The sequence below is a fragment of the Halpernia frigidisoli genome (assembly GCF_900113805.1).
GTDB lineage: Bacteria > Bacteroidota > Bacteroidia > Flavobacteriales > Weeksellaceae > Halpernia > Halpernia frigidisoli.
Genome location: NZ_FOQT01000004.1, coordinates 279,473 through 304,963, shown reverse-complemented (window position 1 = coordinate 304,963; position 25,491 = coordinate 279,473). Strand labels below are relative to the sequence as shown.

Genomic DNA, 25,491 nt, shown 5'->3' with positions numbered 1-25,491 from the left:
AATTATAATTTTAAAATTTGTTTAATTTGTTTTTTTTCTGCCAAATATTGTATGAAGCGAAAACCTATTTCTTTTCGCCTTTAAAACGACTTTTTTACTCTTCTTTTCTTTGTCGATTTTCGGCATTTTAGATTTAATAAATTTTTGCCTTTGCTTCAAATAATCCAGCATTTCCTTATCATAACTAAAATGGATCGCTTCTTTTAAAGGTATTAAAGCATTTTCATAATCAAGTTGGATTTCGAAAAACAAAGATTTATGCAAAAGAATTCTTGTTTTATCAATACCCTTAATGTTTAAAGAATAGTTGATCAGTTTTTCTGCTTCTGCAAAGTCTTCATTATCTAAAAGGCATTTTATGTAGAATTTCGGCGTGTTTAAATTGGTAACATCGCAATTTATGGCTTCTTGAAAATATAGTTTTGCCGTTTCATAATCGGTGAGTAATTCGCTGTAAACCCTTCCCATCAAGCACAATGCGTCAACATCGCAAGAATCATAAGATAGGGCATATTGCAAGGCTTCAATACATTCTTCCATATTATAAGGAAAATTGTCTAAAGCCGTGAAATAGTATTTATTTTTTATGGTGTCCATAATTTTTTTAATTTTAATAGAATTTTTCTTGGTTTAAATCTGCAAAATGCAGTAAAACCGATCTCACAATAATTTGAGACTTTTTTAAATTTAATATTTCGGGGAAATTATAAGTGCTGATAAAATATCAAAAAATAAACCCGAAATTTTGCAACTTCGGGTTTTGATATTTCATTAGAAAAAATTCTTTTTAAGAAAATGCAAAAACGCGAAGCCTTACCACAGAAAGCGGTAATTTGTTTTTTATGTTATAATTAACTTTGAACATGACTTCTTTTTTTAAATTTTTACAAAATTATTGCGTGCAAATATAGGATATTTTTTGAATTGGGAAATTAATTTGAAAATCATTTCAACATTTTCTCCAAAATTTCACACGCAGATTTCGGTAAATTAGTTCCAGGACCAAAGATAAACTCCGCCCCATTTTGGTAAAGAAAATCATAATCCTGTTTCGGAATTACGCCGCCAACAACGATGGTAATATTTTCTGCGCCTAATTTTTTTAATTCTGAAACAACTTCCGGAACGAGATATTTATGTCCTGCTGCCAAAGAAGAAACGCCCAAAATATGGATGTCATTTTCCACTGCCTGCATCGCAACTTCTTCAGGTGTCTGGAAAAGTGGCGCAACATCAACGTCAAAACCCATATCTGCAAACGCCGTCGCAACTACTTTTGCACCGCGATCATGACCGTCTTGTCCCATCTTTACGACCATAATTCTCGGTCTGCGTCCCTCTTTTTCCTCAAACATTTGGGTTAAAGAAATGGCTTTTTCAAAATATTCATTTTTGCTTGCATTCATAGCGTAAACTCCTTGAATAGTTCTAATATTCGCTTTATATCTGCCAAAACTTTCTTCTAAAGCATCACTCATTTCGCCCAAAGTCACTCTTCTTCTCGCGGCTTCAATGGACAATTCTAAAAGATTTCCTTCGCCGGTTTTAGCACAATCTCTTAATTTATTTAAAATTTCTATCACAGAATCGGGATTCCTTTCAGATTTTACTTTGTTTAATCTTTCAATTTGAGACCTGCGAACTTCTGTATTATCGATATCTAAAATATCCAAATCGATTTGTTTTTGAACGGATTTAAAAGCATTTACACCGATAATAAACTCTTCACCACTGTCAATTTTTGCCTGTTTTTTTGCCGCTGCTTCTTCAATTCTCATTTTAGGAATTCCGGCTTCGATGGCTTTTGTCATGCCGCCTTCTTCTTCAATTTCGTTGATGAATTTCATGCCTTCATCAATCATTTGTTGCGTCAGACTTTCTACCAAATGACTTCCGCCAAAAGGATCGACAACATTACAAATGCCACTTTCTTGTTGCAGAATAATCTGAGTATTTCTGGCAATTTTCGCGGAATAATCTGTCGGCAAAGCGATGGCTTCGTCTAAAGCATTGGTATGTAAAGATTGTGTTCCACCAAGTGCGGCAGATAAGGCTTCAATCGTCGTTCTTGTTATATTGTTAAATGGTTCCTGTTCCGTTAAAGACCAACCGGAAGTTTGGGAATGTGTTCTTAAGGCTAAAGATTTTGGATTTTTTGGTTCAAACTGACTTAAAAGATTTGCCCAAAGATATCTCGCAGCACGTAATTTTGCAATTTCTATAAAATGATTCATCCCGATTGCCCAGAAAAATGATAATCTTGGGGCAAAATCGTCGATGTTCATTCCTGCTTTTATACCGGTGCGAACATATTCCAAACCGTCGGCTAAAGTATAAGCCATTTCTAAAACAGGCGTGGCGCCAGCTTCCTGCATGTGATAACCGGAAATTGAGATCGAATTAAATTTCGGAATATTTTTCGAAGTGTATTCAAAAATATCCGCAATAATTTTCATAGAAGGCGTTGGCGGATAAATGTAAGTATTCCGCACCATGAATTCTTTTAAAATATCATTCTGAATAGTTCCGGATAATTTTTCCTGCGAAACGCCTTGTTCTTCTGCAGCGACAATATAAAACGCCAAAATTGGCAAAACTGCGCCGTTCATCGTCATCGAAACGGAGATTTCATCTAATGGAATTTCATTAAACAAAATCTTCATGTCTTCAATGGAATCAATTGCAACACCAGCTTTTCCCACATCACCTTCCACTCTTGGATGATTAGAATCATAACCACGATGCGTTGCCAAATCAAAAGCAACAGACAAACCTTTTTGTCCGGCAGCAAGATTTTTTTTATAAAACTTATTTGATTCTTCAGCCGTAGAAAAACCAGCATATTGACGTATCGTCCAAGGTTTTTGAACAAACATGGTAGAATATGGACCGCGTAAAAAAGGCACAATTCCCGCTGAAGTAGTTTTAATATCTTCTCTGATCTCGTCTTTTTCGGTGTACGAAGATTTCATTTCCAGTCCATCTTTTTCAAAAAAATAAGGAATATTTTCAGGAAAATTTAAGGAAAAATCAGGATTTGTGTTTTGAATTTCTTGGCGCATTGTGCATTTTTTGTAGAACGTGAAGTTACAAAATTTCAGGAATTTACCTTAAAACACGAAAATGAAAGTAAATCTTTAAAAGAAAATTTTTAAAAATTTAAAAAAAACTTACGTTATCGTTTTTCGTAAAAGGTTTCTATCAAAATGGTTTCGCCATTTGCAAAACTTTTTTCTGTAATTTTAAATGCTTTTTCATTTAATTTTTCCAGCAATTCACTTTTCACAATGTCTCCTTCCCTATAATTAAGTCTTCCGTTTGCGTAATTCAAACCGTCTGTTTTTATGACATGTGTTTCACAATTTTTACCACTGGCAAAATGTTTTTTAAGATTGTAGTTGCCATTAATTTTTGAGATCTCCCAGTATAATTTCCCCAAGCATTGAATTTCTAAGCTATTTACAACATCATTTTGTTGCGTTGTTTTTTTAATCAAATACCAATTGCCTTCAAGTTGCTCAATATTTTCAAATGATGGGATTTGCTGCATGAGTTTTACTGTTTTCTGCGAATTACATTGTGTAAATAATAAAAATACAAAAAGGTAGAGCAAAGATTTAAACATAATTATTTTAATTAGATAGGCAATTTACATATTTAATTAGTTTTAAAAAAAATGGGTAATCTAAAAATAGATCACCCAAATTTAAAAATATTTTAAGTTAATTTATTTAATAATTAATTTTTCTGTTGATACATTCGAACCGGAATTCACTTTCACAATATAAGTACCTTTAGTTAGTTTGGAGTTTATATTTAAAGTCTTATTATTAACTAATCCTTTAGTTTGATAAACAACTCTTCCTGCCATATCAACGATCTCAACTTTAACTTCATTTGAAGATGCATCATTAAGTTTGATACTAAATACGCCATCTTTAGACGGGTTAGGATAAATTGAAACTTTTTTATCGTTAGCCACTTCATTTGAAACCGCTAAAGTTGCACTAGAAATATTGACTGCATAATCTTCAATCTGTCCATATTGAACGTTTTGAGAACAGCTCATGTAATTAACATATCCAGCTACAACCCGCATTCTTAAAGTTGTGTTTAATGTTACACCACTTGACGGAATAGTAAAAGTAGTATTTCCTGTGGCATTGGCAGCGACAACGAATGATGTAACAACTTTTTCATTTGTTTCATTGAAAACACCATCGTTATTATAATCGATATAAACATTAAAAGTATTCTGATTTGTAAGACAAGCCAGACTGATAGTCTGAGGATTTTGGCTTAAGGATAAATTTGTTGAATATTTTGTATTACTGCAAGTTAAAGCAGAATAATCGTAATACGTTTTATTTCCATTTGATACGCTACTTCCTTCCGAGGCATTATCAATAGTTCCTATTTTAACCAAAGTAGGTCCAAAATTAAAGTTTCCAGTTGTTGTATTGCTTGCATTTGGCGTACAAGATGCCGCAACAAGTGTAGTAGGATTACCCGACGGAGCTGTGCCACCCAAAGAAGTTGTAAGACCTTTTCTGCTCTGTAAGAACATCGCTAAACCTCTATCCTTTTGCCCTTGAGTAAATAATCTATTAGAATTTGTGTAATTCATCACATTATATTGCACATTATTCCAACCTGCTGCATCACAAGGATTTGTGTCTGAATTTGATGGTAATGGATTTACTCCTAGAAGACTTTTTGTAGATGGCGTGTCACAAACCATATCATTATCTGCGGAGCATCCCCCAGAAGTTACAGTAGGACAAGCTGTTTCGCTACCCGTATTAAATGGATGATTTAATCCTAAAGAATGCCCAAATTCATGAGGCAATGTAGTTGGATCATTAGTATTAATTACGACTGATTTTTTCATAAAGGTATCGTAAGACGCATCCGGATTCGTAGGAAAACTCGCATAACCTTGTAAACCACCGGTCTGTGCCAAAGCGACAGAGTCAAAAGTATTTACAACATAGATATTGTAATAAGATTGTGGATCCCATCTCGATAATGCTCTTAATTGATCTGCAGAAACGCCATCTGAATTCGAGCTGTTTAGTCCTTTAGTTGAATACACAGGATAAGTAGCTGTTACATTTATTTGGTTTATACCTGTAGTTGCAGTACATGAAGGCGATCTTTTTGCTAAAACCAATTTGAATGGAATAACAGTTCCACCTTGGGCAGTTGTGTACCAGGCACCCCCGAAAGTAGTGCTGTAAAACTTATTACAGTTATCTATCCAGGTGATAATTTCTGCATCAGTTCTCATTGGCGTAGTGCCATCATTCATTAAATGAACAACTACAGGTATTTCATAAATAGTTTCTGCTCTTCCAAGATTAGAACCATGACCATTCTCGCGCAGAAATTTTTGAATATCCATTGCCATTAATTTAGCCTCTGCTTCTTCACGTGCTTTTTTCACAGCAGGATCTGCTCTTTCTAGTTTTGCCTGATTTTGATCAAACGCGCAATATTCCTGAGCACCTGCAAAGGAAAAAATCAGGATTGTAAGCACAAGTAGTAAATACTTTTTCATAGTTAACTAGTTTTTATTTAAATGCAAACATATAGAATAAATGGGACTTAATCAATAGGTATTCACCCCCATTTTTATCTTTTTAACAAAATAATAAAATAACTGATAAAGTATATTTATCGTAAGATATATATTGAATTAATTTAAATTATTACTTCAAAAGCAAAAAAAAACGGAAATATAGATTTCCGTTTCCTAAATTCATCATTTGTGTTTTATTTCTGAATTTATAAGTTTAGTTTGAAGTAATTTTTTGAATTTTGAAATATTAATAAATTTTCTAATCAACTTTTATCGATAAAATTCATAATTCTTAAAAATTTTCTAATTCTGTTTTTATTCTGATACAAATTTAAATATTAAGAAATGCCAATACAATAGGGGCTGCCCCTCAATTTTCTAAAACATTATTAAATAAAAAGATAACTTAAGAACGAAATAAATAATTACTTTAGACAAAATTTTCCAGATGTTTAAATATATTATAGTCCTATTTATTATCAGTTTCAGCAGCTGGAGCTGTAACAAAAAGCCAATCGTTGATAATAAAGAACATTCTGCAGTTTTAAAATATTTAAGCTCTAAAGATAATTATCAAAATAAAAAAGAGTACGTTTTATTTTTTGAGAAAAATTATAAAAATTATATTGAGAAAAAGGAATATAGAAATGCTGAGGAGACACTTATAAAATATGGAGAAACAATAATAGATCAGGATGCTTTGGATTCTTTCATTTACGCCAAGACATTACAGTTTATAAAAATGAAATATCCAGTTAAAAAAGATACTCTTTATGCAAATTTGTATTTATTAAACGGCTTACAATTACAATATAACTACAATCTGGACAGCGCCCTTATCTACGCAAAAAAAGCAATTGAATTTTCAAAATACTCACCTGACAGCGATGTTTACACGGATTCACAAAATTTGCTAGGCACAACTTACACGTACACTGGCGAATACAAAAAAGCCGTGCCGATATTTATTGAATTAATTAGAAAAGCAGAGCAGGATAATAATCATCGTAGATTAGGTTCTTTATATAATAATCTGGCCTCTTGCTATCTGTCATTTTACGCTTACAAAGAGGCAGAAAAATTTTATGTAAAAGCTTGTGACGAATTTTTACTTCGAAAAGATACAGCCAATTATCTGGCAATAAGGGCGAATTATATCCTAAATAATTTTGAAACTGAGCACGATACGCTAAAAACCCTTAACCTAATAGTACCAACTGATCAGATATTTAAAAAATATAAAAATCCTTCAGAAATGACACAGGCGTACGTCAATGATATTTACACCTTTAAATATATACTGAAAAAAAATTACGATTCTGCAAAATTTTTTAATGAACTGGGTATAGATTATTTTAAAAAAATAGATAATAAACAAATTTTAGAAAATTATAAAACAACGGGAGAAAGAATTTTTTTTTATAAATACGGTTATTTACAAAACTCAAAACGGACCAAAGAACTGGCAGACATTTCCATTGAAAATGATGATCATCAGATAGCTGCAACAATGTATAATCTCCTTTATCAGGATGCTTTAAAAAATAAAAACTATCAGAACGCCATTAAGTTTAGAGATCTGGAAATTAAATATTTGGAAATTGTTCAAAAACAAAATGCAGACGGAAAATTATTTGAGTTTGATAAAAAGTATCAAAGTGAAAAACGCGAAAAACAGATTGCAGCACAAAAAAGCGAAATTCAAACTAACTATTTTAACATCATTGCATTACTTCTCTTTTTAGCAGTTTTAATATTATCGGTTTGGTTATATTTAAATAAACTTAAACGAAGAAAAATAATTGAAGAAAAAAATAAAAATGAGCAGTTTACATTTGATTTATTGGAAAATGTAGAAGTTGAATGAAACCGAATTGCTTACGAACTCCATGATAGTGTAAACCATTCTTTGTTAACTTTAAAAAATTCGATCATAAGTAAAAAAGAAATTAAAAGCGAATCTGTTTCCAATATTATAGAAGAAGTACGGGAAATTAGCCGAAATCTCTATCCCGTTATTTTAGAAAAAGTTGGTTTGGAAGAAAGCGTGAAAAGTCTGGCTGAAAATTTTTCGAATGAAACTACTTTATTCGTAACCACAGAAATCAATTACCAAAATAAAGTTGAGAAAAATAAAGAATTGCATCTATACCGAATTATTCAGGAAGCATTAAATAACACGTTGAAACACGGAAATGCAACTATTGCAAAAATAAAAATAGTAAGTGATGAAAATTTTTTACATTTAAGTGTAAAAGACAACGGTGAAGGTTTTGATGTTGCGTCGAAAACAAAAAGTAAAGATTCTTTCGGTTTGCAGGGAATTAAACAACGAGCTCAGGCAATGAGTGCAAATTTGGATTTAAAATCTGATGATTCCGGAACTGAAATTCTAATAAAAATGGCTAACTAATGAACACAATTATTATTGCAGATGACCACTCGATGACGCTTTTGGGAATGCAAAATTATCTAAAAGATATTGGTTACGAAGTTATTGGTGCTTACACCGATGGTGAATCTGCATACTTGAACGCCAAAAAAATGCAGCCAGATGTTCAAATTTTGGATATTAACATGCCCATACTTTCCGGATTGGAAGTTTTAGAAAATTAAGAAAGAAGAACCCGGGATAAAAGTGATCGTTTACACAATGCATAATGAAAAATTCATCTATGAAAAGGCAAAAACTTTGGGGGTGAACGGCTATCTTTTAAAAGAATTTGCGCTGGAAGAGATTGCAGTTTGCATAGAAAAAATTTTGAAAAATGAGAATTGGTTCAGTCCGCGCTTAGAGGAAAAAACAGTGGAAGGAAAATATGAAAAAGAAGTGCATAATATTGCACTTCTTAGTAGTTCTGAAAAGAAAATATTAAGCTTAATATCCTCAGATTTTAACACAAAAAATATTGCAAAAGAATTGTTTATTAGTGAGAAAACGGTAGAAAACCACAGGAGTAATATTATTAGAAAGTTGCAGTTGCCAAATGAAAATAATATTTTGAGCAAATTTATCTACCAGCAAAAAATCCTCGAACTTTTTAAAAACAATTTGATCTAAATTATTACTAAATAAAATTATATTTTATTACATAAATATTTCATTGCAAAATTTTTACCTAAAACGAGTTGTAGACAAAATTTTATTTTTTTGCATCTTCCTTTACATCTTTTGCACCTCTTTCAACTGCAGCTGCGGCGTCTGCCGTTACTTTCTTTAAACCTTCTTTTACGTCTTTGGCACCTTTTTCTAAGGCATCACCAGTTTTGTCAATTCCGTTATTGACTTTTATTTTTGCTGAATCAACTTTTGGATTGTCAATTCCAATTTTTGTTACTGTTGTTGTAGAATCTCCTGTCGAGTTTATAGTGGTGGTTTCTTTTGTGCAGGAAGTCATTAGCAAAAGATTAAAAAGTAGTGCTGAAATAAATGTCTTTTTCATAAATAAGAGTTTTAATTTTAGTTTAAAGATAAACAATTTTGATTTCACCCAATTAAATTTTTCACGAAGGAAAAAAATGGTGACGCGCCCCGGCTTGAGTGGAGCTCTTTTTAAGATTATAGCGGCGCCTTTGGCGCCGCTATAATCTTAAAAAAGCGGGAACGGAAGACGGAAATTGGCGCCCAAATATTAAACACTTTCTTCCTCGCCCTTCATTTTTTCGGCATTTTCTGCCATAATTACAGCGTCGATCATTTCCTGAATATCGCCGTTCATGTAAGCATCCAAATTATAAGTAGATTTTCCAACACGGTGATCGGTCACTCTACCTTGCGGATAATTGTATGTTTTGATTTTCGCAGATCTGTCACCCGTAGAAACCATTGTTTTACGTTGGGCGGCGATGTCTCCGACTGCTTTTTGTAATTCTATATCATATAATTTAGTACGCAACATTTCCATTGCTAACTCACGGTTGGCAAGCTGAGAACGTGCTTGTTGACAAATTACAACCATTCCAGACGGTTTGTGCGTCAACTGCACTTTTGTTTCTACTTTATTTACGTTTTGCCCACCTGCTCCACCGGAACGGGAAGTCTGCATTTCTACATCAGCAGGATTTAGTTCAAAATCTACTTCTTCGGCTTCGGGCAAAACTGCGACTGTAATTGCGGAAGTATGAACTCTGCCCTGAGATTCGGTTTCCGGAACGCGTTGAACGCGATGAACGCCGGATTCAAATTTCATAATTCCGTAAACGCCTGTTCCTTCAACGCGAACGATTAATTCTTTGTAGCCTTTTGATGCGTCACTTGAATCTGTAATTTCATGTTTCCAGCCTTTTGTTTTAAAATACATGGCATAAGCACGATAAACATCTTCAACGAATATTGCGGCTTCGTCACCGCCAGTTCCAGCACGAAGTTCCACTATGACGTTTTTATCATCGGTAGGATCTTTTGGAATGAGTAAAACTTTTAATTCATCTTCTAAACCTGGAATCTTTTCTATAGATTCATTTTTTTCAGCCTTCGCCATTTCAACGAATTCTTTATCAGATCCATCGGCAATGATTTCGTCAGATTCTTCGATTGTGGTTAAAGCCTGCTGATATTGATCAAACACAGCCACAATTTTTCCCAGATCGCTGTATTCTTTATTTAATGTGGAGTATTTTTTTTGGTCTGAAATAATGTCAGGCTGAATAATTAATTCCGCTACTTCATTGTAACGTTGTTTAATTGCTTCTAATTTTGGTATAAGTGATTTTGACATAAATTTTTCTTGGATTGCAAAGATACGAATAGATTGAGAAAATTAAAAATGAGAATATAAAACAAAAAAATCCCGGATAAAAATCCGGGATTTTTTGAAAATAATTTATTGTTCTATTTAGCAACAGTAGAGTCCATTGCTTTTTTAGTAGTATCTGTACTTTGCATTGTACCGCTTGTGGAAGCACCACCAGCATTCAATTGCGCATTAAGTTTTACTGCATCTTCATAATTCGGATTTAACTGAACAGATTTTGCCGCATACTCTTTTGCTTTTGCAAGATCAGAATCTTTATCGAAAAAAGCAACCGCAAAATAAGCGTATGATAAAGTTTGTTTATTAGCTTCAACTTCAGCCGGTTTCACTTTGTCAATATATTTTTGATAATAATTTGCCGCAAGATCATTTTTCTCTGCCTGCTGGTAAGCATACGCTTGACTGTAATATGCCGGAGCCCAATCTGGAATCAAATTACTCATTTTCTGCCAAGTTAGAACTGCTCCTGTCCAGTTTTTTGCCTCTTGATAACTTGTTGCAAGTTTGAATAAAATATCAGTGTCTTTAGGATTTGCCTGTACTTGTTTTTTTAAAGCTTCAATTGCAGGGGTAGTTGCACCTTCATCAACACTGGAGGCAGCCATCGCCGTACCGTTAATTTTAGCAAGTTCTAAATTCCAGTCTAATGTTTCATCTTTGGCAGCAACTGCAGCCGCAACGTTTTTAGCAGAACTGGCAAGTAATGCTGCTTTTTTAGTTGGATCAGTTTCTGTTTTAGCCAAACCTGCATCAATTAAACCTGACAAACCTTTATCAGCATCTAGAATTCTGCTTTTTTCAGCTTTTTGAAGGAACACATCAAGATCTTGTTTTGCACCTGCATAATTTGCTTCCTGGTACAATAAGTAAGCTCTTAATTTAAATTTAATTGGATCTTCCACTTTATCAAAAACTTTATCTAAAGTCATTTTCGAGTTAGCGTAATCATCTGTTGTAAAATACAATTTAGCAATTTCTAACTGCGTAGAAGGATCTTCATCTGCGTATTTTGCATAATTAATTAAAGCAGCGTTGGCCTCAGCGTTTTTTTGATAAAATATATCATAAGTTGCCAAAGCTCTGTAAGCCGGAGCATATGTTGGATCTACGGCAATTGCCTGATCGATCTTTTCTTTTGCTAATTTCCACTGTTTTGCAGCCATCCATAATGTTCCCATTCTTGTGAAAACTGAAGCTTTATTTTGAGCAACTGCTGAAGCTTTATCATAAGCATTCATAGCATCACCAGGAATTTTTTTAATTCTGTAAGCATCACCTAAAGTGTAATAATAATATGCGGGAACACCTTTTCTATCAGCTCTCGCGATCGCTTTATTTAAATAATCAATAGCAAGATCAGGCGCACTCGTCGCGTCAAACATAGTTAATGCTTCTGCAGATCTATACAAAACTTCAGCATCTTTCTCTCTCGAGTCTGAGACTATGGCCTGGATATCTGTAATCCCAGATTTATCACCTTTACCTAATTTTACTGTTGCTAAACCAATTTTATTTAAATAAGCTTTTCTATCTAAAGTCACCCCTTTATTAAAATATTCAGATGCTTTTTCAAAATTTGGCTCAAATTGCGTTAAATATGTGTCACCTAAATAAAAATAATTTTCTGCTTCAGTAGGTGCCTGAGTAATCATTTGATTGTAGATATCTCTTGCTTTCGCATATTTCTGACTATCTACACTTGCAATCCCCTGTTCAATTGACTGTCCAAAAGAAAAATTTACTAAAAATACTGCAGCAATACCTATCGCTGATTTCTTCGTTACATTCATTATATATTTCATTTTAAAATTTTTAAATTAAATAATACTACCAGCTTAAAATCAATTTTTAGACCAAATAAATCTACTCTTAAAATTTTTACTTCATCTGAACTTCCCTTTTATAAGTATTATATGGTTGCAGACCTTCTTTATCAACAATAATTTGACCTATTTGAGTACAAGAAAATCTTATAAATCCATTCCCCAAACCATAATAAGGTTCATTTGTCAGAAAATATAAAATTCTTGTAAAGGGATAAGACATATTTTTGATATTTTGAAGACTTGGTTCATAGGTCTTTCCATCTTTCACCACAGGAAGGATCTTTATTAAACCACGTAACTTCTCAGCTTCGGCTCCATAAGGTCTGCTAATGGTATTTAAACTTATTACACCAATTTTATCAGGAAATTTATTAAGTTGCTCAATAAGATTTGTGTTACCTGAAATTACTGAAAATTGAAGCTCTGATGGTTTTTTACCCAGATTTTGCGCCACAAAATTTAAATTACTACTGTTGGTTCCATCAAATATGATATTTTTCTTTTCTGAATTTAATTCATTTTGAATCTCTTCGTAAGTTATTGAACTTTTTTCTGAATTTTTAGGAACAATAAATACAACTCCATCACCTGCAAATTTAGCAGGCTGCCATTCAAATTTCTTTTCAAAAGCTGCTCTCTCGGCTGGTGATAATTCCCGGGACATTACTGCAACTCGGATTTTTCCGTTTAAAAGATCCATAAAACCGAGATCTTCCTTTTTTGTTACAAAATCAATTTTCGTTGATGGATATTGATTTGTGTAAGCTTCCGTAAGAGACTGTATAACGCTACTAAAAGACTCGTCGGCTTCAATCTTTATGTAACCCCGATGTGGGTCATCTACAGGCTTTTCTGCTTTTTTATTACAGGAAAAAGCCAAAAAAATAAAAATCATACAAAAAAAACTATTCTTCATTTTTAATATTTTTAATTTTTATCAGCGCTCTTACAATTCTAAAAATTCCATAAATAGCCAAAAGTCCACCTAGAGGATATGCCACATTTGGCTCCAATGTAATTATGAAAAATTTGTAGATTATTACTACAATGCCTAAAGCAATGTAGAAAAAACCCGTTACAAAAGAAATCCAGTTTGAAATCATAGTACACAAAAATATAAAAAAAAAGAGAAGCAAAAGCCTCTCTTTTAGAAAATTCAATAATTTTAATAAGCAAACTGCATTGATAATGGCAGTCTATATCGAGACCTAACCGGCTGTCCATTTATTTTTGCTGGTGTCCATTTGCTTCTAATTCCTTTGATAGTTTTTACCGCTTCTGCGTTAAAATCGGAATTTTTTCCACTTGCTTTCACATCAGTGATACTTCCATCTCTTTCAACAACAAATGTAATATCAGTTTTCACAGTACCTTCATCACCACTCATTACAGATGTATCAAATCCACCTGAAACCTTAGTTCTAAATGCATTAATACCTCCTGGAAATTCAGAAGTTTGATCAACCGTTTCATATACTTCATTAGATGGTGGTTTTACTTCTACCGTGTTAGATTTACCTGAAGACGGTGGCGGCGGAGGTGGCGTATAAGTTGGTGTTTTTATACCTTCCTGATTTTGAAGCCCAGTTGTCGTTTCCAATTGTTTAGAAATTGGTGGCGGTGGAGTCTCAATCTTCGGTGCCTTTTTTGGTTCAGGAACAACATTCTGAATTACTTCCTGCTTTTCCTCTTTTGGAGGCGGAGGTGGAGGTGGTTCTTTTTCTTTTGGTTGCTCAATTATTTTATCTTCCTGAATAATATTAACCAATTCAGCTTTTACCTCAGTCTTTGGTGGAGCAAATGCATTTTTAATTTTTTGGTAAATAAATGGTGATAAAGCAGCAACTAAAAATAGAGAAGTTCCAATTAAGAAAGATCTTGTAAGTAATCTTGAATAGGAGGTTCTTAAATCATAAGCTCCATAACTTTTATTTCTATTTTCAAAAACAATCTCATCCAGTGAACGAGTATAATTTTGATTTAAAGATTCATCTGACATAATTAATTTAATTTTATAAATTATTTTGTTTGAGCTGCAGCAGGAGCTGAACCACCTACTTTTTTCTCATATATAGCTTTTTCCCATGGTTTAACATCGGTCACACCATATCGCTCACTTTTTGTAACGGCCATTTCATCCAGAATATCTACAAAATTTTTATACACAGCATCGTCAGTAGGCTTGATAATCACAGTAAACAAACTTTGATCTGCTGCTCTGGCTTTCGCCTGCTGTATAATTTTTCTGATTCCTTCTCTGTCAAAAGTAGTTTCATTAAGTGTTTCATCTGTAAGACTTGTATTGTCTTGCTGATGCCAAAATATTCTGTTGTTTTTCCCTATTAAAAGAGAAATCGAATTAGAAAGTTTAATCTCAGTATCCGGTTGCTTCTGTTCTTTTTTAGGTTTTGCTGGAAGACCTAAATCCATTACATTAGGTTTACTAAATGTCGTGGTAAACATAAAAAATGTTATTAAAAGAAATCCTAAGTCAACCATGGGTGTCATGTCAACTCTGGTATTCTGCTTTTTCGACCGAACCTTGCCACCTTTTCCGCCCTGTTCTTTTACCTGTACTTCTGCCATGTCTTTTGTCGGTTTATTCGTTACTTTTTTCTTGTGAAGTGATCAGCCAAAATTTAAGAAAATCAATATCTCTTAAACCTTCAAACAAATCTTTCACTTTAGGATATTTCGTACTTACGTCACCCTTGATTGCTAATTTATAATTTGGATTTACGGCCAAACTTTGCTGTACCCAATCAATCATCTGCTTGTCAATACTATCAATTGGAATTCCGGTTGGATCTTTATATTCCTTTTGTTTATCGTCAGTAAGGTCAAGATAACTTTTTAATCTTGTCATCGGTGTCCCTATCGCCTGTACCTTCTGGAAAGATGCCTTTTCTTTATCAGTAAATGTCAAACCATATTTCTTACCCATGTTATCCAGCAACTGAAGTCTTTCTGAAGCGTTCGTCACAGGCTGAAAATAAAATTTTCCTGCTGGAGTAATATTTATTGTCATCAAACTTGCATCTGGCAATAATTTTTCTGATATGGATGACGGCGGTTTTATCTGTTCAACATCAGGTTTTTTAAACTGAGTTGTCAAGATAAAGAATGTAAGGAGTAGAAACGCGACATCACACATTGCTGTCATGTCAGTCACTACGCCGTGTCTTTTTGGTTTTATTCTCGCCATTGCGTTCTTTATTTGTTAAATTAAACTCTTAATTTGCTAAATTCCATTTAAATAAAAACGAAATCAAAATTCGATCTAAATTCTTAGTGAAATTCTGCAAATGATTGCTGGATACTCATTGCGATTTCGTCAATCTTGTAAGTTAATCCGTCAATTTTAGAAGTAAAATAGTTATATAGAATAATTGCGATTGCAGAAGTACCAATACCCAAAGCAGTGTTAATTAATGCTTCAGAAATACCTGTAGAAAGTGCAGCAGCATCCGGAGTACCTCCACCGCCACCTAAAGCAGCAAATGCTTTAATCATCCCAATTACTGTTCCTAAAAGCGCTACTAATGTTGCAACTGTACCTAAAGTAGAAAGAATCATCATGTTTTTTTCTAACATTGGCATCTCTAATGTAGTTGCTTCTTCTATTGCCTTGTTTAATGCTACCATTTTTTGCTCTTTATTAAGAGTAGTATCATGAGCCAAAGCTTTATAAGTTGTAAGCCCTTCTTTTACAACATTACCTACAGAACCTTCTTGAGAATCACATTCTGCTAATGCTTCATCAACTTTATTTTGGTTCAATAAACTTCTGATTTTTAATACGAATGTATCAATGTTACCTTTTCCAGACGCTTTTCCTAGTACTAAAGCTCTTTCAATAGAGAATACAATCACTGTAATCATGAATGTGATCAAGATAGGAACGATAAATCCACCTTTGTAAATTGTTCCAATAATTCCGCCTTGAGGTGGTTCAATTTTTTTAGACTCAACATCTGAAAAAGCCACCGACATTGCACCTTGGAACTGCTCCGGATCTTTAAAATTGCTTGGATTTCCAAAAATAAATAGATAAATACCAATTCCCACCAATAATAGAATAGGAATAATAAATGCAGGATTAAGACCGCCTGCCTTTTTAGCGACTAATTGCTCTTCGTTGTTTGAAACATTCATTTCCATACTTAACTAAATTATAAATTGTTATTTTAATTGTTTGAAGATGTAAATTAAAGTTAAAATTTTTAAAAATGCAAATCAATCATACTCTTAAACCTTTATTTTTTTAGCTTAATTTAGTATAAAGTTTATTACATTAATAAATAATATAGCTAAAATTAGAAAATATAAGCATATCACATTAAATACTTCAAATATCAAAAATTTAATCACCTTATTTTTTTGAATATTAGAATTTTTCTCTAATTGAAATTTTATAATATTTTAAGAAAAATTAATGTTAGAAAACGATATTAACTATTTTATTAGGCACGATAATTATCTTTTTTGGTGTACTTCCAGCCAAATATTCTCCGGTTTTAGCCTCCTCGCAAACAGATTTTTCTATTTCTTCTCTTGAAAGTGAAGTTGGCAACGATATTTTGAACCTCATTTTACCATTAAAACTCACTGGATAATCAAAATTATCTTCCACTAAATACTGCCCATCAAAGACTGGAAAGGTTTCAAATTCGATACTTTTTTCTTTACCTAATTTCGACCACAATTCTTCTGCAATGTGCGGTGCATAAGGCGAAATTAAAATTGCAAGTGGTTCTAAAATATTTCTTTTATTCGTTTTAAATTTTTGAAATTCATTGACCGCGATCATGAAAGAAGAAACAGAAGTATTGAAAGAATAATTTTCCAGATCTGTACTTAATTTTTTGATTAAAGTATGAAGTGTTTTATATTCCGCTCTCGTGGGTTCTTCCTCAGAAATTTCTAATTGATCTTCGTTAAAATATAAGTTATAGAATTTTTTAAGGAAACCATAAACGCCCGTCAAACCTTGCGTATTCCAAGGTTTTGATTGTTCTAAAGGACCAAGGAACATTTCATAAAGTCTTAAACAATCGGCGCCAAATTCTTCACAAATCTCATCAGGATTAACAACATTATATTTGGATTTCGACATTTTTTCGACTTCTCTTTCTACGATGTATTTTTCATCTTCTAAAATAAATTCTGCGTTAGCATATTCTAAACGCCAGTTTTTAAATTTTTCGATATCTAATTCATCTGATGTTCCTTTTAATAAAGAAACATCAACGTGGATTTTTTGTAAAGCATCAGATTCAATAAATTCAATTTTATAGTCTTTTTGATGAGGATACTCTTGTATAAATTTTCCTTCAACTTGTTTTAGAAAGACATTATTGAAAACATCAAAAGTTTGATCTTTTTCTTTTTTTGATAAAAACAATTCTTCAACGTAATATTTCAAATCAGATGAATTATTTTTTTCGCAGGAAAACTTAACACAATATTTTGCTTTCAGTCTAAATGCAAACGCACTCATTCCCAATATCATTCCCTGGTTAATCAGTTTTTTAAAAGGTTCTTCCTGCTCAATAAAGCCGCGGTCTTTTAAAAATTTATTCCAAAAACGGGAATACAATAAATGTCCTGTTGCATGCTCGCTTCCGCCAATATATAAATCAACCTGTCCCCAATAATCTGCTTTTTCTTTCGCAACAAAAGCACTTTCATCATTCGGATCCATGTAACGTAAAAAATACCAGGAACTTCCCGCCCAACCAGGCATTGTAGAAAGTTCAATTGGAAAAACAGTATTATTATCTATCAACTGAGAACTGACAACTGACAACTTTTCTTCATCCCAGGCGAAAGCAGTTGCATTTCCCAAAGGTGGATCGCCATCTTCTGTAGGCAGATATTTTTCAACTTCCGGCAATTCTAAAGGCAAAGCGGAAACTGGCAAAGTGTACGGAAATCCGTTTTTATAATAAACCGGAACTGGTTCTCCCCAATATCTTTGTCGGGAAAAGATCGCATCTCTTTGTCGGTAATTGATCGTTCCAAAACCAATCTTTTTATTTTCAATTTCTGCGATGATTTTTTCTTTCGCTTCCTTATAATTTAAACCATTTAAAAATTCAGAATTCACGCAAACAGAATCTTTCGAATCAAAAGAATTTTCCTGGATATCTTCCTCAGTTTCTACCACTTTTAAAATTTCCAACCCAAATTTTTTCGCAAAACGGTGATCGCGTTCATCATGCGCCGGAACCGCCATCACAGCGCCAGTTCCATAACCCATCAACACATAATCTGAAATATAAACCGGCATTTTTTTACCCGAAAAAGGATTTTCAACAAAACTTCCTGTAAAAGCACCGGAAACTGATTTTACATCAGACATTCTATCGCGTTCTGTTTTTTTAGAAGTTTGTTCAATGTAATTTTCAACTTCAGATTTTTGTTCTGGAATTGTCAATTTTTCTACCAAAGGATTTTCTGGCGCTAAAACCATGAATGTTGCGCCGAAAATGGTGTCTGGCCTCGTCGTAAAAACTTCTATTTGGTTGTCAGTTGTTGGTTGTTGGTTGTCGGAACTTATATTTCCGTCAACTGACAACTGTAAACTATCAACCGAAAAACTGACCTGCGCTCCAATTGATTTCCCGATCCAGTATTCCTGAGAATCTTTCAAAGGTTGAGGCCAATCGATTGTTTTTAAACCCTGCAATAATCTTTCAGAATAGGCAGAAATCCGCATACTCCATTGCATCATTTTTTTTTGAAAAACCGGAAATCCGCCGCGTTCAGATTTTCCGTCTTTTACTTCATCATTTGCTAAAACAGTTCCCAAACCGGGACACCAGTTTACAGTTGTTTCCGCTCTGTAAGCCAATCTGTAATTTAATAAAATATCCTGCTTATAATTTTCGTCCCCATTTTTCCATTCTTCCGCAGTAAAATTTAATGTTTCATTTTGTGCCGCGTTTAAATTTTCTGTTCCGAAGTTCTCAAAATGATTAATTAAAGTAGAAATTGCTTCAGCTTTGTCCGTCGATTTATTATACCAGGAATGAAATAATTCAATAAAAATCCATTGTGTCCATTTATAATAATTGGGTTCTGAAGTTCTTACTTCCCTACTCCAGTCAAATGAAAAACCGATTTTACGCAATTGTTCTTCGTATCTGGTAATATTTTCTTCCGTTGTAATGGCGGGATGTTGCCCGGTTTGTATTGCATATTGTTCCGCCGGAAGTCCGAAGGAATCGTAACCAATTGGGTGCAAAACATTAAAACCTTCGTGTCTTTTATATCTTGCATAAATATCTGAAGCGATGTAACCTAATGGATGACCAACGTGTAAACCTGCGCCAGAAGGATATGGAAACATATCTAAAACATAATATTTCGGCAGATTTGTATCATCCGAAGTTTTAAAAGTTTCGTTGTCTTTCCAGAATTTTTGCCATTTTTTTTCGATGGCTTGGTGGTCGTAGAACATGCGTTAGTTTGATTTTAAATTATGGATTATAGATTTTAAATTATAATCTGCGGCACAAATTTAAGATTTTGAAATGAAAAAATTTAATTTTATAAAATTCTATATAATTAATGTGAATAAATTTATCTCGCAGATTTTTTTGATTTAACAGATTTTACCGCATCAAAATCTGCGTTATCTGCTAAATCTGCGAGACTTTTTAAAAACTTGAAAATTATAGACAAATCTATTCGCTTCAAAATAAAAAATAATCTAAATTTTTAGCCGCGGGTGAAGCGACATCCTTTTTTTGCTCTAAATAAAATATCTTTTTATATGAAATATTGAAAGCAAAAAAAGATATAGCGGAACACGGGAAGACATTTCTAAAGATGCAAAATCGTCTTGCTGCAAATAAATAGCATTTTATTTATATAATTTTATATTTGTAAAAATTCTAAATGCCCGAAGTTTCTATTATTACGCCGATGTATAATTCCTCAAAGTTTTTGCAGGAAACTGTTCAATCGGTTTTAAATCAGACTTTTACAGATTGGGAATGGTTGATTACTGATGATTTTTCTAAAGATAATTCAGTGGAAATAATTGAAAATTTAAAAGATGCTCGCATAAAATTATTTGTAGCCGAAAAAAACGGTGGCGCAGGACACGCGAGAAATATTTCTCTTAAAAATGCAACGGGAAAATACATCACTTTTCTTGATGCAGACGACGTTTGGGAACCGAATTTTTTGGAAGAAATGGTTTCTTTTATGAAGAAAGAAAACGCAGAACTGGCGTATTCAAATTATGCGCGTTGCGATGAAAATTTAAACCCAAAAATTGAAGATTTTAAAGCGGATAAAAATGTAACTTTTCATAATTTATTGAAGACTTGCAGATTGTCGCTTTTGAGTTCAATGTACGACTCAGAGAGTGTTGGCAAAGAATATTTCCCCGAAGGAAGTAAGCGCGAAGATCATGTAATGTGGCTGAATTTATTGAAGAAAATTCCTGTGGGGAAACCTTTGGCAAAAACGATGGCGAAATACAGAATGCATCCAAACAGCATCTCCCGAAAAAAAACAAATATTATGAAAGACCAATATTTGGTTTACAAAGATTATATGGGATTTTCAACTCTAAAATCGTCGTATTACACGGCGTATTGGGCAATTAATGGTTTCTTGAAATACTCAAAACTTTTTAATTAATGGAATATTCTAAAGAATTTAAAGAAGCCTTGAGCGAATTTTCTGACAAAGAAAAGGACAAATTGATTTTCAGATTATTGAAAAAAGATAAAATTTTATCACAAAAACTTTACTTTGAATTAATTGAAACGGTTTCTGTTGACGAAAAACGCGATGATTTAGAAAAACACATCGAAGAACGGGTTTCTTATTACGCAAAAACAATCACCAATCCGAAATATTTCTTGGTTTTAATCCGCAAATTAAGCGGTGAAATTACGCTTCACGTAAAAGTGACGACCGATAAATTTGGTGAAGTTTACGTCAATTTATTTCTCGTAAAAACCATTTTAAAAGAATACAAAGAAAAATTAAAGCGCCAGAATTTCGAGCAGACATATAAACTTTATCTTTATTTAATTAATAAGATTTTTCGTTGTATGGTTTTAAGTCAAAAATTAGATGAAGATTATTTTATGGAAATTGATGAAATTCTAAAGGAAACTTTAGATGAAATTTTGGATAATCAAAAAATGCAGAATCTTTGTTTTAATAATGAGTTGAATACCAATTATTTTCAAACAGAAAATATTCCGGAAAATATGGCTGAAATCGTGAAAGATCTTAAACTTCAGGGACTTTTAAAGTAGGTTGTTCCGTAATTTTCTCAATAATTAAATGCGTTGCGTTTGGCTGCAGATGAATAAATTCCGCGGAATTTTCGCCCATTTTCTTTAAAGTTTCACCAGATTTTTCTGCTAAAATTTTAATTAAAAAATCTGCAGCATCAATTTCATTTTCAAAAGATTTAGCGCCATTATTTTTCACTAAATCATCGGCTTCCGGATTTTTCTTGTACTGATTTCCAAAGAAAACGGGAATTCCAAAAGTCGCCGCTTCTAAAATATTGTGTAAACCTCTCGAATGGAAACCGCCACCAATAAAGGCTAGATCTGCATAAGAATAAATTTTTGATAAAATCCCAATCGAATCAATAATCAAAATTTGAAAATCCTGAATCTTTAATCCTGAATCCTGAGTCTGAGAATATAAAATTGCACCTGGAAAATTTTCTTTAATATCAGGAATTCTTTTTAAATCGTGCGGCACTAAAATAATCTTGGCTTTTTCTGATTTTTTTGAGATAATTCCCGCAATTTTTTCTTCTTTTTCCCACGAACTTCCAAAAACAAATAATCGGTTTTCGCCTTTAAATTCTTCGATAAACGGAACAAAATTATCACGTTTTGAAATCTCCTTTACACGATCAAACCTCGTATCACCGGTCGTTACAGAATTTTTTAAACCAATACTTTTTGCCAAAGCAGTTGAGTGATAAGTTTGATGAAAAAAGAAATCAATATTTTTTCTCAATTCTCTGGAAAACCATTTTCCATAAGTTTTGAAGAAAACCTGCGTTTCGTAAAATAATGCAGAAATCACATAAGTTTTGGCGCCCTGAAGTTTTAATTCTTCCAGTAAATTATACCAATAATCGTATTTTACGGTAAAAAATATTTTGGTTGTGAAGTTCGAAGTGAATTCTTTTACCAACTTTTTTTTATCAAAAGGCAAATAAACAATTGCATCTGCGATATTATTTTTGTTGATCACATTGTCGTAACCGCTTGGCGAGAAAAAGGTAACTAATATTTTATAATCTGGAAATTTCGTTTTTAAAAGTTCTAAAACCGGCAAACCTTGTTCATATTCGCCAAGACTTGCGGCGTGCATCCAGATAATTTCGTCGGATTTCCTGAACGCTTTTTTTACAATTCTGTTACTCTTCTTTCTGCCTCTGATTCCCTTTTTGGTCTTTTCGTTAAATAATGAAAAGATCTCCATTCCGGAAATTAAAAGTTCGATAAATAGGTAATAAAGGTACTTCAAAGGATGATTTTAAATTTTGATTTTTTCTCGCAGATTTTGCAGATGACGCAGATTTAATGTTCTAAATTGTTTGCAACTCTTTTTATAGAATCTAAAATTTTATCGGTATTGAAATTAACTAAAAGCCCTAACTTTTTATCTGATAATTTCAAATAAGTATTCAATTGTTTATAATGAATATCTTCTAAATTTTTCACGGATTTTAATTCAACAATTACTTTATCTTCAATTAATAAATCAATTCTGAAATTACAATCAAACAAAACTTCGCCGTATTTAACAGGTAAAAGAATTTCAGACTTTACTTCTAAACCCAAATCTTCCAATTCATAAATCAAAATTTTATGATAAACAGATTCCAATAAACCTGGCCCTAAACCATTATAAACATTAAAAATTCCCTTTCTAATTATATAAGTAATTTCGTTTTCAGTCATTAAAATGTATCGTATTAAATCTGCGTCATCAGCAAAATCTGCGAGAAAAAAGATTTATAAAATTTAAAGCAAATTTTTCACAAACCTCAATTTATGCGTGTGCGTATTTTTTTCTTTATTAAAAATCCCTGTGGAATCCAGTTCATCAATTCTCACTTTTCCGTGTGCGTGAATGATTTGATGAGAATTTAGCATAATTCCAACGTGAATAATTTTGCCTTCAGAGTTTTCAAAAAATGCCAGATCACCTGCCTGACTTTCTTCCACGAAATCTAAAACTTTACCCAAATCGCCCTGCTGATACGTATCTCGAGGAATTTTTTTTCCATTCACTTTATAAACCAATTGCGTGAAACCACTACAATCAATTCCAAAAAAACTTTTTCCGCCCCACAAGTAAGGAACGTTTAGAAATTCTTTCGCCGTTGTGATTATATTTTGTCTTAAATTTTCACTTCTTTGCGTAGAAATAGTTTCAAAATCGACTTCAGAGCCGATGGATAAAAGAATTTTTCCATCTTTTAAAATATGCGACTGAAAGTTTTCTGTTACTAAATTAGTTCTTCTATTTTGTAAATATTCGTCTGAAACCACAGAATATTGTTTGGTATCCATCCAACCTTCGTAACCGTCAAAATCCATTTTAATTTTCGTCCAGTTATTTTTAACTTCGATTACAGAAAGGCTTTCACCGAATAAAAGTTGCGTCACGATTTCCGCTTTATCAGAAGAATCTGCACGAACTGGCGCAACTGAAACATTGCAAATGGCTTTTTCCATAATTTAAATTTTTCTGGCAACTTGAATACCGTCGCGTAAAGGTAAAATAAGATTTTCAAAGTCTTCGTCCTGCGCGATCAATTCATTTAATTCCTTGATTATTTTTGTTGATTCCAGTTTTGGATTTTCTTCTAAAACCTTTCCGTGCCACAAAACATTATCAATTAACAACAAGCTTCCGCTTTTCATTTTTGGTTTAATCAAATTAAAATAATTTAGATAATTGGATTTATCTGCGTCAATAAAAATCAAATCAAAATCAATATTTAATTTAGGAATTTCATCCAAAGCATTTCCTTTAATAAAATTTATTTGGGACGAAAAATCACTTTCTGAAAAATATTTTTCCGACAAATACGCCAATTCTTCGTTTTTATCAATGGTGAAAATTTTTCCATCTTTCGCTAAACCTTCCGCTAAACATAAAGTGGCGTAACCAGTGAAAGTCCCAATTTCTAAAATATTTTTCGGCGAAATAAGTTTTGAAATTATGCTTAACAATCTCCCCTGTTGCAAACCGGAAATCATATGCGGTTGCGTGGTTTTCTGATAAGTTTCCTTTCGTAATTTTTTTAAAATTTCTGGTTCGTTCGAGGTTTTAGATTCTAAATAACGATCCATTTCCAGGCAATTTTCTTCAAAAAAACTCATTAAAATTTTTATTTTTCCAAATTTACTCAAAATAAAAATTCCCGAAAATTTCTTTTCGGGAATTATATTTAAAATGAATTAAATATTATTTATTAACCGGCGCAATGTCCATTAATTTCATAAATTCATCCAGTTTTGGCATGATGATAATTTCTGTTCTTCTGTTTTCACCTCTTCCAGTAACCGACGCATTAGTCGATTTCGGTTGATACTCAGAATTTCCACCTGCTGTAATTCTTGAAGGATCAACTGCGAATTGCGTCTGAAGCATTCTCGCCACAGAAGTTGCTCTCAAAGCAGATAAATCCCAGTTGTCTTTCGGAACTGAGGCGCTTTTCAACGGCACATTATCCGTATTACCTTGAATTAAAACTGAATATTTATCATAATCATTGATCACTTTTGCTACTTTTCCTAAAATTTCCTGCGCACTTGGCTGCACATCAAAACTTCCCGTTTTATAAAGCATTCCATCAGATAATGAAATTAAAACCACACCTTTTAACACTTTTACCTGAACATCGCTGTCAGCAATATTGTCTAAACTTCTTTTTAATTTATTAGATAATGCGACATTCAAACTATCATTTCTACTTTTAGAAGCAATAAGTTGTTTGATGTAAGAATTTGAAGAGTTGATCTCACCAACCAACTTGTCAATGTTTGCAGAACCTTTTCCTGCGTTGCTTAAACAAGCATCTAAAGACGATTTTAAAGAATTATTTTGATCTTTCAGCAAGTTATTTTCGCTTAAAAGTCCAGAATTTTTTCCGTTCAGGTCCTGAATGGTTCTTTGATTTTCTGCAGCGCCTTCAATACATTGTTTGTAATTGATATTCAATGCTTCAAATTGCTTTTTGCTCACGCAGGAAGTCATCGTAATTGCGATGATTCCAACGCCGAGCATTTTAAAAATTTTCATATATAATAATTTA

General features: G+C 32.8%; 25 protein-coding genes. 6 read left to right on the top strand and 19 right to left on the bottom strand.

Annotated features, from left to right (window positions below; genetic code table 11):
* Window positions 1-21: 21 nt before the first annotated feature.
* The 4 genes from BM238_RS11730 to BM238_RS11715 form a co-directional block, all read right to left on the bottom strand.
* Window positions 22-597 carry a hypothetical protein gene (locus BM238_RS11730; RefSeq protein ID WP_233741956.1) on the bottom strand — a complete coding sequence of 192 codons (576 nt, stop codon included), beginning with the start codon at window positions 595-597 and terminating at the stop codon, window positions 22-24.
* A 347-nt stretch (window positions 598-944) separates the two neighbouring features.
* Window positions 945-3,062 carry a methylmalonyl-CoA mutase gene (gene scpA, locus BM238_RS11725; protein WP_090081185.1) on the bottom strand — a complete coding sequence of 706 codons (2,118 nt, stop codon included), beginning with the start codon at window positions 3,060-3,062 and terminating at the stop codon, window positions 945-947.
* 113 nt (window positions 3,063-3,175) lie between these two features.
* Window positions 3,176-3,550 carry a hypothetical protein gene (locus BM238_RS11720; protein WP_090081183.1) on the bottom strand — a complete coding sequence of 125 codons (375 nt, stop codon included), beginning with the start codon at window positions 3,548-3,550 and terminating at the stop codon, window positions 3,176-3,178.
* A gap of 177 nt (window positions 3,551-3,727) precedes the next feature.
* Window positions 3,728-5,560: a M43 family zinc metalloprotease gene (locus tag BM238_RS11715; protein ID WP_090081180.1), complete on the bottom strand. Its 1,833-nt coding sequence runs from the start codon at window positions 5,558-5,560 to the stop codon at window positions 3,728-3,730.
* A gap of 469 nt (window positions 5,561-6,029) precedes the next feature.
* Between BM238_RS11715 and BM238_RS11710 the strand changes: the two genes are divergently transcribed.
* Genes BM238_RS11710 through BM238_RS11695 form a run of 4 tightly spaced genes read left to right on the top strand, consistent with a single transcriptional unit; the run spans window position 6,030 to window position 8,642 of the window.
* Window positions 6,030-7,448 carry a tetratricopeptide repeat protein gene (locus tag BM238_RS11710; protein WP_090081177.1) on the top strand — a complete coding sequence of 473 codons (1,419 nt, stop codon included), beginning with the start codon at window positions 6,030-6,032 and terminating at the stop codon, window positions 7,446-7,448.
* A gap of 42 nt (window positions 7,449-7,490) precedes the next feature.
* A complete protein-coding gene (locus tag BM238_RS11705) occupies window positions 7,491-7,994 on the top strand; it encodes a sensor histidine kinase (RefSeq protein ID WP_177205466.1) in 504 nt (167 codons plus the stop codon).
* On the top strand, window positions 7,994-8,197 hold the full coding sequence (locus tag BM238_RS11700) for a response regulator transcription factor (RefSeq protein ID WP_090081172.1): 204 nt from the start codon (window positions 7,994-7,996) through the stop codon (window positions 8,195-8,197). Before BM238_RS11705 ends, BM238_RS11700 begins: the two co-directional genes overlap by 1 nt.
* Before the next feature lie 22 nt (window positions 8,198-8,219).
* Window positions 8,220-8,642: a LuxR C-terminal-related transcriptional regulator gene (locus BM238_RS11695; protein WP_143093385.1), complete on the top strand. Its 423-nt coding sequence runs from the start codon at window positions 8,220-8,222 to the stop codon at window positions 8,640-8,642.
* 82 nt (window positions 8,643-8,724) lie between these two features.
* Here the strand turns inward: BM238_RS11695 and BM238_RS14305 are convergent, their stop codons facing one another.
* The 10 genes from BM238_RS14305 to BM238_RS11645 form a co-directional block, all read right to left on the bottom strand.
* Window positions 8,725-9,024: a hypothetical protein gene (locus BM238_RS14305; protein ID WP_143093384.1), complete on the bottom strand. Its 300-nt coding sequence runs from the start codon at window positions 9,022-9,024 to the stop codon at window positions 8,725-8,727.
* Window positions 9,025-9,213: 189 nt separating this feature from the next.
* Window positions 9,214-10,299, bottom strand: a complete 1,086-nt coding sequence (gene prfA / locus BM238_RS11685; protein WP_090081167.1) for a peptide chain release factor 1 — start codon at window positions 10,297-10,299, stop codon at window positions 9,214-9,216.
* Between the two features lie 113 nt (window positions 10,300-10,412).
* Window positions 10,413-12,137: a tetratricopeptide repeat protein gene (locus BM238_RS11680; RefSeq protein ID WP_233741955.1), complete on the bottom strand. Its 1,725-nt coding sequence runs from the start codon at window positions 12,135-12,137 to the stop codon at window positions 10,413-10,415.
* A gap of 76 nt (window positions 12,138-12,213) precedes the next feature.
* A complete protein-coding gene (locus BM238_RS11675; RefSeq protein ID WP_090081164.1) occupies window positions 12,214-13,077 on the bottom strand; it encodes a PstS family phosphate ABC transporter substrate-binding protein in 864 nt (287 codons plus the stop codon).
* Window positions 13,067-13,264: a C4-dicarboxylate ABC transporter gene (locus tag BM238_RS11670; RefSeq protein WP_177205465.1), complete on the bottom strand. Its 198-nt coding sequence runs from the start codon at window positions 13,262-13,264 to the stop codon at window positions 13,067-13,069. Before BM238_RS11670 ends, BM238_RS11675 begins: the two co-directional genes overlap by 11 nt.
* Before the next feature lie 62 nt (window positions 13,265-13,326).
* Window positions 13,327-14,160: an energy transducer TonB gene (locus tag BM238_RS11665; RefSeq protein WP_090081161.1), complete on the bottom strand. Its 834-nt coding sequence runs from the start codon at window positions 14,158-14,160 to the stop codon at window positions 13,327-13,329.
* 20 nt (window positions 14,161-14,180) lie between these two features.
* Window positions 14,181-14,747, bottom strand: a complete 567-nt coding sequence (locus tag BM238_RS11660; protein ID WP_090081158.1) for an ExbD/TolR family protein — start codon at window positions 14,745-14,747, stop codon at window positions 14,181-14,183.
* Between the two features lie 13 nt (window positions 14,748-14,760).
* Window positions 14,761-15,366 (bottom strand): ExbD/TolR family protein, encoded by a 606-nt coding sequence (locus tag BM238_RS11655; protein WP_090081156.1) that lies wholly within the window; start codon window positions 15,364-15,366, stop codon window positions 14,761-14,763.
* 83 nt (window positions 15,367-15,449) lie between these two features.
* Window positions 15,450-16,322: a MotA/TolQ/ExbB proton channel family protein gene (locus tag BM238_RS11650; RefSeq protein WP_090081154.1), complete on the bottom strand. Its 873-nt coding sequence runs from the start codon at window positions 16,320-16,322 to the stop codon at window positions 15,450-15,452.
* Between the two features lie 277 nt (window positions 16,323-16,599).
* The gene (locus tag BM238_RS11645; protein ID WP_090081152.1) at window positions 16,600-19,626 is read right to left on the bottom strand and encodes a leucine--tRNA ligase; all 3,027 of its coding nucleotides are present in this window, start codon (window positions 19,624-19,626) and stop codon (window positions 16,600-16,602) included.
* 440 nt (window positions 19,627-20,066) lie between these two features.
* Here BM238_RS11645 and BM238_RS11640 point away from each other — a divergent pair, with 440 nt between their 5' ends.
* Together BM238_RS11640 and BM238_RS11635 are read left to right on the top strand one after the other, a co-directional pair.
* Window positions 20,067-20,819, top strand: a complete 753-nt coding sequence (locus BM238_RS11640; RefSeq protein WP_090081149.1) for a glycosyltransferase family 2 protein — start codon at window positions 20,067-20,069, stop codon at window positions 20,817-20,819.
* Window positions 20,819-21,448, top strand: coding sequence for a deoxyuridine 5'-triphosphate nucleotidohydrolase (locus BM238_RS11635; RefSeq protein ID WP_090081146.1), 630 nt, complete (start codon window positions 20,819-20,821; stop codon window positions 21,446-21,448). Before BM238_RS11640 ends, BM238_RS11635 begins: the two co-directional genes overlap by 1 nt.
* Here BM238_RS11635 and BM238_RS11630 read toward each other — a convergent pair.
* The 5 genes from BM238_RS11630 to BM238_RS11610 form a co-directional block, all read right to left on the bottom strand.
* The gene (locus tag BM238_RS11630) at window positions 21,423-22,688 is read right to left on the bottom strand and encodes a 3-deoxy-D-manno-octulosonic acid transferase (RefSeq protein ID WP_090081145.1); all 1,266 of its coding nucleotides are present in this window, start codon (window positions 22,686-22,688) and stop codon (window positions 21,423-21,425) included. The two genes, BM238_RS11635 and BM238_RS11630, sit on opposite strands and share 26 nt — an antisense overlap.
* Before the next feature lie 53 nt (window positions 22,689-22,741).
* Window positions 22,742-23,125 carry a GxxExxY protein gene (locus tag BM238_RS11625; protein WP_090081144.1) on the bottom strand — a complete coding sequence of 128 codons (384 nt, stop codon included), beginning with the start codon at window positions 23,123-23,125 and terminating at the stop codon, window positions 22,742-22,744.
* Between the two features lie 63 nt (window positions 23,126-23,188).
* Entirely contained in the window at window positions 23,189-23,905 is a 717-nt protein-coding gene (locus BM238_RS11620) for a C40 family peptidase (RefSeq protein WP_090081141.1), read from the bottom strand.
* A gap of 3 nt (window positions 23,906-23,908) precedes the next feature.
* Window positions 23,909-24,556 (bottom strand): O-methyltransferase, encoded by a 648-nt coding sequence (locus BM238_RS11615; RefSeq protein WP_090081575.1) that lies wholly within the window; start codon window positions 24,554-24,556, stop codon window positions 23,909-23,911.
* A gap of 85 nt (window positions 24,557-24,641) precedes the next feature.
* Complete coding sequence (locus BM238_RS11610; RefSeq protein ID WP_090081572.1) at window positions 24,642-25,478, bottom strand: OmpA/MotB family protein; 837 nt, start codon at window positions 25,476-25,478, stop codon at window positions 24,642-24,644.
* Between the last annotated feature and the right edge of the window lie 13 nt (window positions 25,479-25,491).

Excerpts from the sequence above, each read along its gene's own strand:
- BM238_RS11625 (WP_090081144.1), bottom strand. The coding sequence starts at position 23,125 with ATGACTGAAAACGAAATTACTTATATAATTAGAAAGGGAATTTTTAAT.
- BM238_RS11640 (WP_090081149.1), top strand. The coding sequence starts at position 20,067 with ATGCCCGAAGTTTCTATTATTACGCCGATGTATAATTCCTCAAAGTTT.
- BM238_RS11655 (WP_090081156.1), bottom strand. The coding sequence starts at position 15,366 with ATGGCGAGAATAAAACCAAAAAGACACGGCGTAGTGACTGACATGACA.
- BM238_RS11665 (WP_090081161.1), bottom strand. The coding sequence starts at position 14,160 with ATGTCAGATGAATCTTTAAATCAAAATTATACTCGTTCACTGGATGAG.
- BM238_RS11645 (WP_090081152.1), bottom strand. The coding sequence starts at position 19,626 with ATGTTCTACGACCACCAAGCCATCGAAAAAAAATGGCAAAAATTCTGG.
- BM238_RS11620 (WP_090081141.1), bottom strand. The coding sequence starts at position 23,905 with ATGGAAAAAGCCATTTGCAATGTTTCAGTTGCGCCAGTTCGTGCAGAT.
- BM238_RS11730 (WP_233741956.1), bottom strand. The coding sequence starts at position 597 with ATGGACACCATAAAAAATAAATACTATTTCACGGCTTTAGACAATTTT.
- BM238_RS11650 (WP_090081154.1), bottom strand. The coding sequence starts at position 16,322 with ATGGAAATGAATGTTTCAAACAACGAAGAGCAATTAGTCGCTAAAAAG.
- BM238_RS11680 (WP_233741955.1), bottom strand. The coding sequence starts at position 12,137 with ATGAAATATATAATGAATGTAACGAAGAAATCAGCGATAGGTATTGCT.
- BM238_RS11715 (WP_090081180.1), bottom strand. The coding sequence starts at position 5,560 with ATGAAAAAGTATTTACTACTTGTGCTTACAATCCTGATTTTTTCCTTT.
- BM238_RS11660 (WP_090081158.1), bottom strand. The coding sequence starts at position 14,747 with ATGGCAGAAGTACAGGTAAAAGAACAGGGCGGAAAAGGTGGCAAGGTT.
- BM238_RS11675 (WP_090081164.1), bottom strand. The coding sequence starts at position 13,077 with ATGAAGAATAGTTTTTTTTGTATGATTTTTATTTTTTTGGCTTTTTCC.
- scpA (WP_090081185.1), bottom strand. The coding sequence starts at position 3,062 with ATGCGCCAAGAAATTCAAAACACAAATCCTGATTTTTCCTTAAATTTT.
- BM238_RS14305 (WP_143093384.1), bottom strand. The coding sequence starts at position 9,024 with ATGAAAAAGACATTTATTTCAGCACTACTTTTTAATCTTTTGCTAATG.
- BM238_RS11710 (WP_090081177.1), top strand. The coding sequence starts at position 6,030 with ATGTTTAAATATATTATAGTCCTATTTATTATCAGTTTCAGCAGCTGG.
- prfA (WP_090081167.1), bottom strand. The coding sequence starts at position 10,299 with ATGTCAAAATCACTTATACCAAAATTAGAAGCAATTAAACAACGTTAC.
- BM238_RS11615 (WP_090081575.1), bottom strand. The coding sequence starts at position 24,556 with ATGAGTTTTTTTGAAGAAAATTGCCTGGAAATGGATCGTTATTTAGAA.
- BM238_RS11670 (WP_177205465.1), bottom strand. The coding sequence starts at position 13,264 with ATGATTTCAAACTGGATTTCTTTTGTAACGGGTTTTTTCTACATTGCT.
- BM238_RS11610 (WP_090081572.1), bottom strand. The coding sequence starts at position 25,478 with ATGAAAATTTTTAAAATGCTCGGCGTTGGAATCATCGCAATTACGATG.
- BM238_RS11635 (WP_090081146.1), top strand. The coding sequence starts at position 20,819 with ATGGAATATTCTAAAGAATTTAAAGAAGCCTTGAGCGAATTTTCTGAC.
- BM238_RS11720 (WP_090081183.1), bottom strand. The coding sequence starts at position 3,550 with ATGCAGCAAATCCCATCATTTGAAAATATTGAGCAACTTGAAGGCAAT.
- BM238_RS11700 (WP_090081172.1), top strand. The coding sequence starts at position 7,994 with ATGAACACAATTATTATTGCAGATGACCACTCGATGACGCTTTTGGGA.